Consider the following 13,151-nt stretch of genomic DNA (forward strand, 5'->3'; position numbering starts at 1 on the left):
CGATGACCGTTGCGCTGGAAACCCGCGACCTGACGATCCGTTTTGGCGGCCATGTGGCCGTCAATGCGGTGTCGTGCGCCTTCGAGCCCGGCACCCTGACGGCGATCGTCGGACCCAATGGCGCGGGCAAGACCACTTACTTCAATCTGATTTCCGGACAGCTCAAGCCCTCGCAAGGCCAGGTGCTGCTGCATGGCCGCGATATCTCCGGCCTGACGGCGGCGGCGCGCACCCATGCCGGGCTGGGCCGGGCGTTCCAGCTGACCAGCCTGTTTCCGAATCTGACGGTGCTGGAAAACGTGCGGCTGGCCTTGCAGTCGCGCCGCCATCTCGGACTCGATCTGTGGCATGTCTGGTCGCATCACAAGGCGCTGACCGAACGCGCCGAGCAGGTGCTGGAAGCCGTCGCGCTGGCCGCCAAGCGCCATCTGCCCGCAGCCGCCTTGCCGCATGGCGACCAGCGCAAGCTGGAAGTCGGCATGCTGATCGCGCTCGATCCCGACATCTACATGTTCGACGAACCCACCGCCGGCATGAGCGTCGATGAAGTGCCGGTGATCCTCGACCTGATTCGCGCCCTCAAGCAGCAGCGCGACAAAACCATCCTGCTGGTCGAACACAAGATGGACGTGGTGCGCGAGCTGGCCGAGCGCATCATCGTGCTGCACAACGGCACGCTGATGGCCGATGGCGAACCGGAGGCGGTGATTGCCTCGCCGGTGGTGCAGCAGGCCTATCTGGGACTGGCCCCCGTAGAGGAATCGGCATGAACAACACGTTGTTGCAGCTCGACGGCGTGCACACGCACATCGGCGCGTACCACATCCTGCATGGCGTCGACCTGGCCATTCCGCGCGGCGAGCTGACCATGCTGCTGGGTCGCAATGGCGCCGGCAAGACCACCACGCTGCGCACCATCATGGGTTTGTGGCATGCGTCGCAGGGCAGCATCCTGTTCGACGGCCAGCCGATCACGGCGCTGGATACGCCCGAGATCGCGCGGCGCGGGATTGCCTACGTGCCGGAAAACATGGGCATCTTCGCCGACCTGAATGTGCGCGACAACATGCTGCTGGCGGCACGCGGCGCGCGCACCGTCGACGCGATCGATGCGACGCGGCTGGCATGGATCTTCGACCTGTTCCCGGCCATCAAGAAATTCTGGCTGCACCCGGCCGGCAAATTGTCCGGCGGGCAGAAGCAGATGCTGGCGGTGGCGCGCGCGATCGTCGAGCCGCGCCGCCTGATCCTGATCGATGAACCCAGCAAGGGCCTGGCGCCGGCGATGATCGCCAACATGATCGCGGCGTTTCGCGAGCTCAAGAAATCGGATACGACGATCCTGCTGGTCGAGCAGAATTTCAATTTTGCCAAGCAGCTCGGTGACACGGTGGCGGTGATGGACGACGGTCGTATCGTGCACCGCGGTGCGATGGCAGAACTGGCGGAGGATGGCGAAATGCAAATGCGGTTGCTGGGATTGTCGCTGGGAGCACATCAATGAAGGACTTCGACAAATCCACGCTGATCGCGCTGTTGCTGGTGCCGCTGCTGGCACTGGCGGCCCTGCCGCTGATCGGGTCGCTGCCGACCTGGATCACGCTCACCGCTGCCGGGCTGGCGATGGGCATGATCATTTTCATCATCGCCTCGGGGCTGACCCTGATCTTCGGATTGATGGACGTGCTCAACTTCGGCCATGGCGTGTTCATCGCGCTGGGCGCCTTCGTCGCGGTGACGGTGCTGGGTGCGTTGCCGGAATGGACCAATGCCGATCACCTCGGCCTGAATCTGGCCGCGCTGGCCTTGGCGATGCTAGCGGCGATGATGGTCGCCGGCGCGGTCGGCTGGCTGTTCGAGCGCGTGATCGTGCGGCTGGTGTACGGCCAGCATCTGAAGCAGATCCTGATCACGATGGGCGGCATGGTGGTCGGCGAAGAGTTGATCAAGGTGATCTGGGGCGCGCAGCAAATTGCGTTGCCGTTGCCGGCGGCGCTGCGCGGTGCGCTGGTGGTGGGTGACGCGGCGATCGAGAAGTACCGCGTGCTGGCGGTGGTGGTCGGGCTGGCGGTGTTCCTGACCATGATGCTGGTGCTCAATCGCACCAAGCTTGGGCTGCTGATTCGCGCCGGCGTGCAGGATCGCGAGATGGTCGAAAGCCTCGGCTACCGGATCCGGCAACTGTTCGTCGGCGTGTTCGTGGCCGGTTCGGCACTGGCCGGACTGGGCGGCGTGATGTGGGGGCTGTACCAGCAGAACGTGATTCCGCAAATGGGTGCGCAGGTCAATGTGCTGATCTTCATCGTCATCATCATCGGCGGGCTGGGCTCGACCGGCGGCTGCTTCCTGGGCGCACTGCTGGTCGGCCTGCTGGCCAACTACACCGGTTTTCTGGTGCCGAAGGTGGCGTTGTTCTCGAACATCCTGCTGATGGTGGCGATCCTGCTGTGGCGGCCGCAAGGCCTTTTCCCGGTGACGTCGCGATGATCGCCCGCCTGCTGTCCCATGACCTGCCGCGCAGCCGCGTGCTGACGGTGCTGCTGCTGCTGATCGTGCTCGGGCTGGCCTTTGCGCCCTTCATTTTTCCCGGTGCGAAGGCGCTCAATGTCGCCGCCAAGATCCTGATCTTCATCGTGCTGGTGGCCAGCTATGACCTGCTGCTGGGTTACACCGGTATCGTCTCGTTCGCCCACACGATGTTCTTTGGCATCGGCGCCTACGGGGTGGCGATTGCCAGCACGCGCATGGGGCCGAGCTGGGCCGAGCTGGCGGTCGGCATCGGCGCGGCGGTGCTGCTGTCGTTGCTGCTGTCGCTGGTGATCGGGCTGTTCTCGTTGCGGGTGCGAGCGATCTTTTACGCGATGATCACGCTGGCCGTGGCGGCGGCCTTCCAGACGCTGGCGTCGCAACTGGCCGAACTCACCGGCGGTGAAGACGGGCTGAACTTCAAGCTGCCCGAGATGCTCTCGCCGGCCTATGAGATCGGCCCGTATTTCAACGGCAAGCTGCTGACCTACTACCTGGTTTTCGTCAGCGCGGTGGTGCTGTTCCTGGCCATGCTGCGGATCGTCAACTCGCCGTTCGGGCGGGTGCTGCAGGCAATTCGCGAGAATGACTTCCGGGCCGAGGCGATCGGCTATCGCACCGTGATTTTCCGCACCCTGTCGAACGTGCTGGCGGCGGTGTTTGCCACGCTGGCCGGCGCGCTGCTGGCGATCTGGCTGCGCTACAACGGCGCCGATACCTCGCTGTCGTTCGAGATCATGATCGACATCCTGCTGATCGTCGTCATCGGTGGCATGGGCACGTTGTATGGCGCCGTGGCGGGTGCGACGATTTTCATCCTGGCGCAAAGTTATCTGCAGGATCTGATGGCACTCGGCGCCAACGCCACCCAGGGCATCCCGTTGCTGTCGGCGCTGCTGTCGCCGGACCGCTGGTTGCTGTGGCTGGGTGTATTGTTTGTGCTGTCGGTGTACTTTTTCCCGACCGGGATAGTGGGTCGGTTGCGGGCATGGAAGTGATGCCGGCAAGTTGCCCGGATAATCGTACCGCACGCAGGGAGTCGAGATGAACAAAGCAAAAGTGATTGGCGTAGGCATGGTGCCGTTCGTCAAGCCGGGCCGGCACGATCCCTATGAAGTCATGGCGGGCAAGGCGATCTGCGCGGCGCTGGCGGACGCCGGCATCGACTATGCGCACGTCGAGCAGGCCTATGCGAGCTACGTCTACGGCGACTCGACCTGTGGCCAGACCGCGCTGTACGGGGTCGGCATGAGCGGCATTCCGGTCATCAATGTCAACAACAATTGCTCCTCCGGCTCGACGGCGCTATTCCTGGCACGGCAGGCGGTGGAATCCGGCGCGGTCGAGTGTGCGCTGGCGTTTGGCTTCGAAGAAATGCGCGCCGGCGCTCTCGGCACGGCATGGGATGACCGCACTTCGCCGCTCGACCTGTTCGACCAAAAACTCAATGCGCTGTACCCCTCGGCGCCGGCCGCGCCGATTGCATTGCGCGTGTTTGGCGCGGCTGCCAACGAGTATCTGGCCAACACCGGCGCCGATCCCGACATCTTTGCCAAGGTCGCCGTCAAGACGCGCCGCCACGCCATCAACAACCCTTATGCCTTGTTCACCCAGACGCTGACGGTGGACGATGTGATGACCGCACCGATCATTTATCCGGATTATCTGACGCGCCTCGAAGCGTGCCCGCCGTCGTGCGGTGCGGCTGCGGTGATCGTGGCGTCGGCCGGATTCGCGCGGCGCCACGGCCTGCGCAATGCGGTGACCATCCGGGCCCAGACCATGGCGACCGATCGTCCCGCTTCCTTCACCAGCGCGATCAATCTGGTGGGCGCGGACATGACGCGCCGCGCCGCTGCGGCGGCCTTCGAGCAGGCCGGCCTGGCACGCGAAGACATCCAGGTGGTCGAGCTGCATGATTGTTTTACGCCCAACGAAGTGATCAGCTACGAAGCGCTGGGCCTGTGCGAGGAAGGCGGCGCCGAGGACTTCATCGACCGCGCCGACAATACGTACGGCGGCAAGTACGTGGTCAACCCGTCGGGCGGATTGATGAGCAAGGGACATCCGCTGGGCGCGACCGGTCTGGCGCAATGCACCGAACTGGTCTGGCAGTTGCGCGGCGCGGCCGGTGCGCGACAGGTCGACGGCGCGCGCTTTGCCCTGCAACACAATCTGGGTTTGGGCGGCGCGGTGGTGGTGACGCTCTACGAAGCCTGACGCCGTGGCAGATTCGTTCCGGTCAATCGCCGCGAATGATACCGACAGGAATATTTCTTGAGCAACCCTTTGTGTTGGCAGACCATTATCGACATCGCTTGCGTAGCTGCCTGCGTGCAAAAAGCTTCACGGTAATGCCCGATTAGTAGCACGCCTTCGGCGACATCGTGCGCAAAAACAAGCATCGTTGTGCAGGTGTCTTTTCTTGGATGAATGACTGCCTTTCGAAGTCGATTTCCGTATACGATTCCTGAACAAGCCCACGGACTACAATCGATTGCCAGAGTGTCATTACCTCGTTTCTTCAAACTCAAACTCCTGTTTCTGCTACTGATCCTGATTGCAGTGGCGGCCGGGTTGGCCGTACGCGAAATGCATTCGTCGCAAATCCAGGCGAAGTACTTTTCGGAGATCGCGCGCGACCTCAAATTCGCGCCCGGCACCGGGCCCTCGCCATCGATCCGCTTTCCCAAGACCGGCCCCTACGACGAGCGTCTCGGCTACAGCCGGATCGGCGAATTTACCGACCTGCTGGGCAAGCGCGACTTTGTCGTCGCCGAGCAGGCGCGCATGTCGCCGGCCCTGTTGCATCTGGGCCTGCCGCCGATTTATCGTGAAAAGGACCAGGCCGGACTGCGCCTGCTCGATCGCTCGCAGCAGCCGCTGTACGCGCCGCGTTCGCCCGGGCGGGTGTACGCCAGCTTCGACGCGATTCCAATCGTGTTGATCGAGTCACTGCTGTTCATTGAAGACCGCGAACTGCTCGATGCGCGTTATCCGAAACGCAATCCTGCCGTCAACTGGAGCCGCCTCAGCCGCGCCGTGGTCGATCACGCGGTGCAGGTGGTCATTCCGTCGCATGATTCCCCGGGCGCCAGCACGCTGATCACGCAAATCGAAAAGTACCGCCACTCGCCCGACGGCCGCACCATGTCGGCCAACGACAAGCTTGAACAAATGAAAGCGGCATCGATCCGCGCCTACCTCGGCGGCGAAGACAATCTGGACAGCCGGCGGCAGGCGGTGCTGGCCTATCTGAACACCGTGCCACTGACCGCCAAGGCCGGCTACGGCGAGATCAATGGTCTCGGCGATGGCATGTGGGCCTGGTACGGGCGCGACTTCACCGAGATCAATGGCTTGCTCAAGGATGCCAGGACAGTCGCCGATCCGGCCACGCTGGGGCGCACGGCGGAGGCCTACAAGCAGGCCTTGTCGCTGATGATTGCCCAGCGCCGGCCCTCGTACTACCTGCGCGAAGGCACGCCGGCGCTGCTCGAACTGACCAACCAGCATCTGCGCCTGCTGGCCGGCGCCGGCGTCATTTCTCCGGCCTTGCTGAAGGCGACCTTGCCGCTCAAGTTGCAGTTGAATCAGGGCGTCGTCAACGAGCCGGCCAGTTCGTTCATCGCACGCAAGGCCATCAATGCACTGCGGGTGGAGTTGTCCAGCATGTTGCGGGTGCCGCAACTGTATGACCTCGACCGCTACGACCTGACCGCGCAAACCACGCTGGACGGTCCGGCCCAGCTGGCGATCACCACCGCGCTGCGGCAACTGAAGACGACTGCCGGCGCCAAGACGGCCGGTTTGTATGGCCACAACCTGCTCAGCAGCGGCGATGTGCCGGAACGCCTGACCTTCAGCTTCACCCTGTTCGAGCGCGCCGCCGACGCCAATCTGCTGCGCGTGCAAACCGACAATCTGGACCAGCCATTCGACATCAACAGCGGCGCGCGCCTGAACCTCGGCTCCACCGCCAAGTTGCGCACGCTGATCACCTACCTGCAGATCATCAGCAAGCTGCATCAGGAATATGGCGCCATGGACGCGGCAAGCCTGCGCAAGACCGATATCGACAAGCGCGATGTGCTGGCCCACTGGGCGCGCGACTGGTGCATCGACAATCCCGGCGGGGGCCTGCCCGAGATTCTCGAAGCGGCGATGTTGCGAACCTATTCCGGCAATCCCGGCGAACGGTTTTTTACCGGCGGCGGGCTGCAGCAATTCGAGAACTTCGAGCCCTCTGAAAACAGCCGCATCATGACGGTGCGCGAGAGTTTTCAGCACTCGGTCAATCTGGTGTTCGTGCGCCTGATGCGCGACATCGTGCGCCATTACGGCACCACCGGTTCGAACGAGGGCTTGCAGGATCTGGCGAAGACGGTGAGCCCCGCCGCCGATGTCGCCGCGGCCGACCCCGATCAGCTTGCCAAGGCCAAGCGGCAGGCGGTGCTGGCGCGTTTTGCCGACAAGGAAGGGCGCGAATTCCTGGTCCGCTTCTACAAGAAATATGCCGGCAAAAACGCCGAGGAAGCGCAGCAGATGCTGATCGACGCCCTGGGCGTGACGCCGAAGCGGCTGACCATCGTGTTTCGCAGCCTGCATCCGGACGCGCCGGTCGATCAGCTCGGTGCGTTCCTGCGCGCTCGCCTGCCGAACGTTGCCTTCGAAGCCGCCACCGTGCAACGGCTGTACGACGGCTTCGACCCGGCCACGATTTCCCTCAACGACCGCGGCTATCTGGCCGGTGTGCATCCGCTCGAATTGTGGCTGGTCGGGTATCTGGCGCAGCATCCCGGCGCGACGATGACGCAGGCCGCCGATGCCAGCCGCGACGAACGGCAGCAGGTGTATGGCTGGCTGTTCAAGACCCGCAACAGCCGAACGCAGGAGTCGCGCATTCACCAGATGCTGGAGTTCGATGCCTTCGCGCAGATCGCGCGCGACTGGCGCCAGCTCGGCTACCCCTTCCAGGCCCTGACGCCCTCGTATGCGACGGCGCTGGGCGCCTCCGGCGACCGGCCTGCCTCGCTGGCGTATTTGATGGGAATCATCGTCAACAAGGGTGTGGCCATGCCAGGCAACGATTTGCAGAGCCTGCACTTCGCCGCCGGCACGCCCTACGAGACACGCTTCGTGCACCAGCCCGGCCATGGGCAGCGCGTCATCCCGGCTGAAATCGCCGAGGTGGTGCGCCGTTCCCTGGTCGATGTGGTTGACGGCGGCACTGCGGTGCGTCTGAAGGGCGGCTTCAAGCGTACCGACGGCAGCATCATCGACATCGGCGGAAAAACCGGCACCGGCGATCAGCGCTTTGAAACCTACGGGCGCGGCGGCCGCCTCATTGAATCACGCGCGGTCAATCGCTCGGCGACCTTCGTGTTCCTGATTGGCGACCGGTTTTTCGGCACCATCACCGCATATGTGCACGAGCCTTACGCCGCCGACTTTTCCTTCACCAGCGCGTTGACGGTGCAATTGCTCAAATCGCTGATGCCCGCGCTGCAACCGCTGGTGAAGGAACGCGACGCGGAGTTGCCGCTGAAATCGACGCCGGTCATGACCGATTCCGCCCCGGTCATCGAAAAACTGGCGGGCAAATAGCGGCGCCGTTGTGTCCGTCGCGACAGCGCGCCGCGAAATTTGCTTCCTGTTTGCGCGAATCGGTAAACCGCCTCGGTTCACCGCCTTGCAGGGGTTTTCAATTCTGTCCGGCGTGATTAGACTTTTCGCAGGTGCACCGATTGACGGTGCTTTCCCCGCGACCCCTTCGCGAGAGGACTGCGATGAACAACCCCGTAGGCTGGTTCGAAATTTATGTCGATGACATGCCCCGCGCCAAGGCATTCTATGAATCCGTATTCGAAACCCGACTCACCCGGCTCGACACACCCGGGCTGGAGATGTGGGCATTCCCAATGCAGGAAGACGGTACCGGTGCCAGCGGGGCGCTGGTCAACATGCCGGGCTTCAGCGCCGGCGCCAACAGCGTGCTGGTGTACTTTCATTGCACGAATTGCGCCATGGAAGCAGAGCGGGCGGTCAAGGCCGGCGGCCGGATTCAGAAGCAGAAGACCGCCATCGGCGAGTACGGCAATATTGCCCTGGTGTTCGACACCGAGGGCAACATGATCGGCCTGCATTCCATGCAATGAGCGGCGTGGCGCCACCGGCGCTCAGCCGCGATTGAGCAACAGCGGGCCGCTGACAGTGGCGGCGCCGACCCGCAGGAGCTGGCCGACCGCCCAGTCGGCCAGCTCCTGCGTGGGCAAGCGCAGGAAGCGCTGGTTCGCCTCGCGAAACAGCCGCATCTCACCCAACAGCACCGGCACCTGATCGAGCGCCAGTTGCTGGCGTTCCAGCAGCAGGAACTTCAACAACACCTTGATGGCGTTCTGCGCATTGCGCACCGGATCGGCAGCGAGATAATCGAGGCGCGAATACGCCAGATCAAGAGCCGCCTCGACGCCGGCAAATGGCGCGCCATGGCCCGGAATCACCAGCCGCACGTCCAGCGCCGCAATCAGGTCGAGCGTGGCACGGGCTTCGACAAAGCCCGAGGCGCCATCGAGTTCCGGAAAAATCACACCAAACCCGTTTTGCCACAGCGCGTCGGCCGAAATCAGGATGCGTTCGGTGGCGCAATACAGGATCAGCGAATGCGGATCATGCCCCGGCGCGCCCAGTGCCTGCCAATCCATGTCGCCCAGCACGAGCGCATCGCCCGGCGCCAGCGTGGCATCGAAAGCGAAGGGGGGGCACTGCTGGCCGGTGGCGGCGAAACTGAGCGCATCGACATCCCAGTCGCGCACCGCGCCGGCTTCGGCGGCCGGAATCACTGTGCGGCAGGCATAGCGCTGCTGCAACGCCGCGTTGCCGCCGCAATGGTCGGAATGCAGATGGGTATTGACCAGCAGATCGAGCGGCCGCGCCTGCAGGCAATGTCCCACCAGTGCCAGCGTCTGGGTCGCATGACTGACATAACCGCTGTCGACCAGCGCGGTTTGCGCGCGCCCGATGAACAACACGTTGTTCGAGGACAGCCAGCCGCGCTCGAACACCTGCATGCCGGGCGGCAGCGCCAGCGGCTGGTCAGACATTGGCGCGACGCCGGTTAATGGCATGCCAGATGCCACGCTTGCTGGCCTCGGAAGCCCCGCCCCAGGCCACGATTTCATCGATGTCGCGCTGGCAGCCCTGGCACAGTCCGGTATCCGGGTCCATCTGGCACAGGCCGATGCAGGGCGACGGCACCGCAGCCGCGCCATTGACCGGGTCGAACGTGATCAGTGCCTCGGGCGGCAAATGGTTGGCGTTGGGTTGATCAGGAGGCATGGTTGCGGTGGCGATGACAGGACCCCGATTATGCCCGCTTGCCGCGTGTCAGGCATGGTGGCGAATGATCGGTGGTAGGCTGACAGCCACTTCAACTTGCAGGAGACGCACATGCCATCCGAAAAAATTGGTGACTATGAAATTGAATTTACCGGTGTCGCCATGCCCGACGGCGACGGCTGGGCCGCGCATCTGACCATCGTCGGTCCGTCGCCGAACCCGATGCACCGCAACATCACGTTCACCGAACAACGGGTCGCGGTCGAAACGGTTTTCCCGGATGCCGCCGCCGCGGAAGCCGAAGCGCGCCGGATTGGCGTCGAGATGCTGGAAGCACCGGCGCCGACCAACGGCGCACCCTGAGCGGCGCTGCGACTGGCAAGCGTTGCGGCTAGCCGCCGCGGCCAATCTCATTTCGCGCGCGTTTGCATGTCCGAACCCGGCCAGACATCGCGCGGTTACTTCCTGATGATGGTGGCTCTCTCATTCATCGGCAGAAACCATCATGGATTCCTTCCAGCTCATCGGCCTTGCGGCCGAACCCTTCGCGCCACTATTCGCCCTGTCCGATCAACGACTCATCGAGCGCAACATGCGGCGGGTCATTGCCACCGGGTCATCAGGGTATCCGTGCCGCGTCAGCCTCGACGACGCCGAAGTCGGTGACGAGTTGTTGTTGCTCGAATTTGTCCATCAGCCGGCCGCGTCGCCGTATCGCAGCAGCGGTCCGATTTTTGTTCGCAAGGGCGTCGCGCAGAAAGCACTGCCAGCCGGGACCCTTACCGATTACGTGCGTCGTCGCATGATGTCGGTGCGCGCCTACGACGCGGCAGGAATGATGCTGGATGCATCGCTGTGCGATGGCAAGGTGGTCGATGCCGAGATCATGCGTCTGCTTGCCAACCAGGCAGTGGACCACCTGCATCTGCACAATGCGACGCGGGGATGTTTTTCGTGCCGGGTAAATCGGGCCTGACAGGCCGATCCCGCGCTGCGCATCAGTAGATTCGCTCGACCTTGTAGCCGCGCCGCTCCAGCAATTTCGGCACGCTGTCGGCGCCGATCAGATGCAGCATGCCGATGGCCACAAAGACCGATGCCTGGTTTTCCATGAGCTGCGCGATCGATGCGCTCATCGGCGGATTGCGCTGCGCCAGCAACACACGTTTGGTGAAATCGGCCGTCACGGTGTGTTCGGCCAATTCCTTGTCCAGCAGTTTTTCAACGGCGGCGCTGTCGGCGCGGCCCCAGGCGTCCATGACCTGCTGCGACTGCTGCCGCAGCTTGCCCTGGGTAATCGATTGCAGGCACTCGCGCAGGAATACTTCCTGCTGCTTGTCGTCAAGCTGATCGAACAGGCCGAGCTGGTAATCGGCCGATTCCAGCGACACCACCGGCTTGCCGAGTTTGGCGGCTTGCGCCAGCAAATACACTTCGATGCCCTGCTCGCGCGCAAAACCATGTTGTTCCAGCGCCAGCGCCAGCAGGATGGTGCTGACTGTCCATGGCTTCATTTGCGCCACCGCATCCACCGGCAGATTGGCTTTCTTGAGCGCGGCCTGGAGTTGCATCCAGGTGTTGGCGGAAACCGCTGTCTGCAGGGTTTTCGGCGCCGTCAGCATGCCGTGCCTGGCCAGCGCCTCCTGCAGCGCGGCGCGGTCGTTGATGTCGAACTCGACGGCGACCTGGTCGGCGCCGGCCAGCGCGCCAAGGACGACCGGCTCAAGCGGATAGAATGATGCCTGGCCGACATGCACGGTGCCGAACAGCCAGGCGCTGTGCCCGCCTTGCGTAACCCGGAACAGGGTGCCGCGATTGACTGCCTGGTCGCGAACCTTGAGGTCGGCCACGCGCTGCGACCAGGCGCTGTTCTGAAACAACCCCAACAGGGCCAGTACGATGACTATCAGTGTGCGATGCATGCGCTCTTTCTGAAAAATACAATTGCGAACCTGGCTCTTCGATCTCGACAACACGCTGCACGATGCATCGCATGCGATCTTCCCGGCGATCAACGTCAACATGAACCGCTTCATTGCCGGAGTACTCGGCACGCCGGACGCACCGGCCAGCGCCGACGCTGTCAATGCGGCGCGCATCGCCTACTGGCGGCGTTACGGCGCGACGCTGCTGGGGATGGTAAAGCATCATCAGGTGCGGCAAGCGGATTTTTTGCACGCGGCGCACTGCTTTGAGGATCTGCCGGCGATGATCCGCGCCGAGCGCGGACTGGTGGCATTGCTCAAGCGCCTGCCGGGCCGCAAGATCCTGCTGACCAACGCGCCCCATCGGTACGCGCAGGACGTGCTGCGCCATCTCGGCCTGCAGCGGCATTTTTCCCGTCATATCTCGATCGAGTCGATGCGGGTGCACGGCCAGTTGCGGCCCAAGCCGTCGCGCCTGATGTTGCGCCAGCTGCTGCGGCGCGAGCGCCTGCATGCCGGCGGCTGCGTGCTGGTCGAAGACACTGCGGTGAACCTGAAAGCGGCACGCCAGATCGGCATGCGCACGGTCTGGATGACCGGCTATCTGCGTAGCCCCGGCCGGATTGCGCCATCGACATTCATAAACCGCCCCGCATTTGTCGATGTCAAAGTAAAATCCTTAAGGCAACTGTCAGGGCAGGTGCACCGGCTGCGCTAGTCAATAAAAAAAATTTGATCGACTCACTTTGGAATACCGACCATGGCCACCACCAAACCGGGCGAACGCAAGCTGCAAATTCTGCAGACACTGGCGCTGATGCTGGAACAGCCGAAGGGCGAAAAGATCACGACAGCCGCGCTGGCGGCACGCATCGACGTGTCCGAAGCCGCGCTGTACCGGCACTTCGCCAGCAAGGCGCAGATGTTCGAGGGCCTGATCGACTTCATCGAATCGACCGTGTTCGGCCTGATCAACCAGATCACCGAACAACAGGACAACGGCCTCGACCAGGCCCACGCCATCGGCGCCATGCTGCTCAACTTTGCCGAACGCAATCCGGGCATGACGCGGGTCATCCTCGGCGATGCGCTGGTCAATGAAGATGACCGGCTGCAGGCGCGCATGAACCAGTTCATCGACCGCGTCGAACTGGCCATCAAGCAGGCGCTGCGCATGGCTGTGACGCAGCAGCAGGCCACGGAAGCCGAGGTGGCAATGCGCGCCAATTTGCTGACCTCGTTTGTGCTGGGGCGCTGGCAGCGCTTTGCCAAGACCGGCTTTCGGCAGAAGCCTTCCGAGGGTGCGCAGGAGCAGATCGCACTGATTTTGCGCTGATCGCCTACAATCGGCGCACCGTCCCA

At 63.3% G+C, this 13,151-nt stretch carries 14 protein-coding genes; 11 read left to right on the forward strand and 3 right to left on the reverse strand.

Annotated features, from left to right (window positions below; translation table 11 throughout):
- The first annotated feature begins 2 nt into the window (after positions 1-2).
- From RCH09_RS01275 to RCH09_RS01305, 7 genes are all read left to right on the forward strand, one after another.
- Entirely contained in the window at positions 3-770 is a 768-nt protein-coding gene (locus RCH09_RS01275; RefSeq protein ID WP_326939206.1) for an ABC transporter ATP-binding protein, read from the forward strand.
- Positions 767-1,504: an ABC transporter ATP-binding protein gene (locus RCH09_RS01280; protein WP_326939207.1), complete on the forward strand. Its 738-nt coding sequence runs from the start codon at positions 767-769 to the stop codon at positions 1,502-1,504. The genes RCH09_RS01275 and RCH09_RS01280 overlap by 4 nt, the downstream gene beginning before the upstream one ends.
- Positions 1,501-2,487, forward strand: coding sequence for a branched-chain amino acid ABC transporter permease (locus RCH09_RS01285; RefSeq protein WP_326939208.1), 987 nt, complete (start codon positions 1,501-1,503; stop codon positions 2,485-2,487). Before RCH09_RS01280 ends, RCH09_RS01285 begins: the two co-directional genes overlap by 4 nt.
- The gene (locus tag RCH09_RS01290; RefSeq protein WP_326939209.1) at positions 2,484-3,524 is read left to right on the forward strand and encodes a branched-chain amino acid ABC transporter permease; all 1,041 of its coding nucleotides are present in this window, start codon (positions 2,484-2,486) and stop codon (positions 3,522-3,524) included. Before RCH09_RS01285 ends, RCH09_RS01290 begins: the two co-directional genes overlap by 4 nt.
- Before the next feature lie 46 nt (positions 3,525-3,570).
- Positions 3,571-4,746, forward strand: a complete 1,176-nt coding sequence (locus tag RCH09_RS01295) for a lipid-transfer protein (protein WP_326939210.1) — start codon at positions 3,571-3,573, stop codon at positions 4,744-4,746.
- Between the two features lie 285 nt (positions 4,747-5,031).
- Complete coding sequence (locus tag RCH09_RS01300; protein ID WP_326939211.1) at positions 5,032-8,133, forward strand: transglycosylase domain-containing protein; 3,102 nt, start codon at positions 5,032-5,034, stop codon at positions 8,131-8,133.
- A 182-nt stretch (positions 8,134-8,315) separates the two neighbouring features.
- Positions 8,316-8,684 carry a VOC family protein gene (locus RCH09_RS01305; RefSeq protein ID WP_326939212.1) on the forward strand — a complete coding sequence of 123 codons (369 nt, stop codon included), beginning with the start codon at positions 8,316-8,318 and terminating at the stop codon, positions 8,682-8,684.
- A gap of 21 nt (positions 8,685-8,705) precedes the next feature.
- Here RCH09_RS01305 and RCH09_RS01310 read toward each other — a convergent pair whose 3' ends face one another.
- Positions 8,706-9,629, reverse strand: a complete 924-nt coding sequence (locus RCH09_RS01310; RefSeq protein WP_326939213.1) for an MBL fold metallo-hydrolase — start codon at positions 9,627-9,629, stop codon at positions 8,706-8,708.
- The gene (locus tag RCH09_RS01315; RefSeq protein ID WP_326939214.1) at positions 9,622-9,864 is read right to left on the reverse strand and encodes a DUF1289 domain-containing protein; all 243 of its coding nucleotides are present in this window, start codon (positions 9,862-9,864) and stop codon (positions 9,622-9,624) included. The genes RCH09_RS01310 and RCH09_RS01315 overlap by 8 nt, the downstream gene beginning before the upstream one ends.
- A gap of 111 nt (positions 9,865-9,975) precedes the next feature.
- Between RCH09_RS01315 and RCH09_RS01320 the strand changes: the two genes are divergently transcribed.
- Together RCH09_RS01320 and RCH09_RS01325 are read left to right on the forward strand one after the other, a co-directional pair.
- On the forward strand, positions 9,976-10,227 hold the full coding sequence (locus RCH09_RS01320; RefSeq protein WP_326939215.1) for a hypothetical protein: 252 nt from the start codon (positions 9,976-9,978) through the stop codon (positions 10,225-10,227).
- A gap of 142 nt (positions 10,228-10,369) precedes the next feature.
- Positions 10,370-10,840: a DUF1203 domain-containing protein gene (locus tag RCH09_RS01325; RefSeq protein WP_326939216.1), complete on the forward strand. Its 471-nt coding sequence runs from the start codon at positions 10,370-10,372 to the stop codon at positions 10,838-10,840.
- Positions 10,841-10,862: 22 nt separating this feature from the next.
- On the opposite strand, the gene RCH09_RS01330 is transcribed toward RCH09_RS01325, so the two are convergent.
- On the reverse strand, positions 10,863-11,786 hold the full coding sequence (locus RCH09_RS01330) for a TraB/GumN family protein (protein ID WP_326939217.1): 924 nt from the start codon (positions 11,784-11,786) through the stop codon (positions 10,863-10,865).
- 22 nt (positions 11,787-11,808) lie between these two features.
- On the opposite strand from RCH09_RS01330, the gene RCH09_RS01335 reads away from it, so the two are divergent.
- Both RCH09_RS01335 and slmA read left to right on the forward strand, forming a co-directional pair.
- Entirely contained in the window at positions 11,809-12,507 is a 699-nt protein-coding gene (locus RCH09_RS01335) for an HAD-IA family hydrolase (RefSeq protein ID WP_442784987.1), read from the forward strand.
- Positions 12,508-12,549: 42 nt separating this feature from the next.
- Positions 12,550-13,125, forward strand: coding sequence for a nucleoid occlusion factor SlmA (gene slmA / locus RCH09_RS01340; protein WP_326939218.1), 576 nt, complete (start codon positions 12,550-12,552; stop codon positions 13,123-13,125).
- The last annotated feature ends 26 nt before the right edge of the window (positions 13,126-13,151 follow it).

Source organism: Actimicrobium sp. GrIS 1.19, from assembly GCF_035984655.1.
In the GTDB taxonomy this organism is placed as follows: Bacteria; Pseudomonadota; Gammaproteobacteria; order Burkholderiales; family Burkholderiaceae_D; genus Actimicrobium.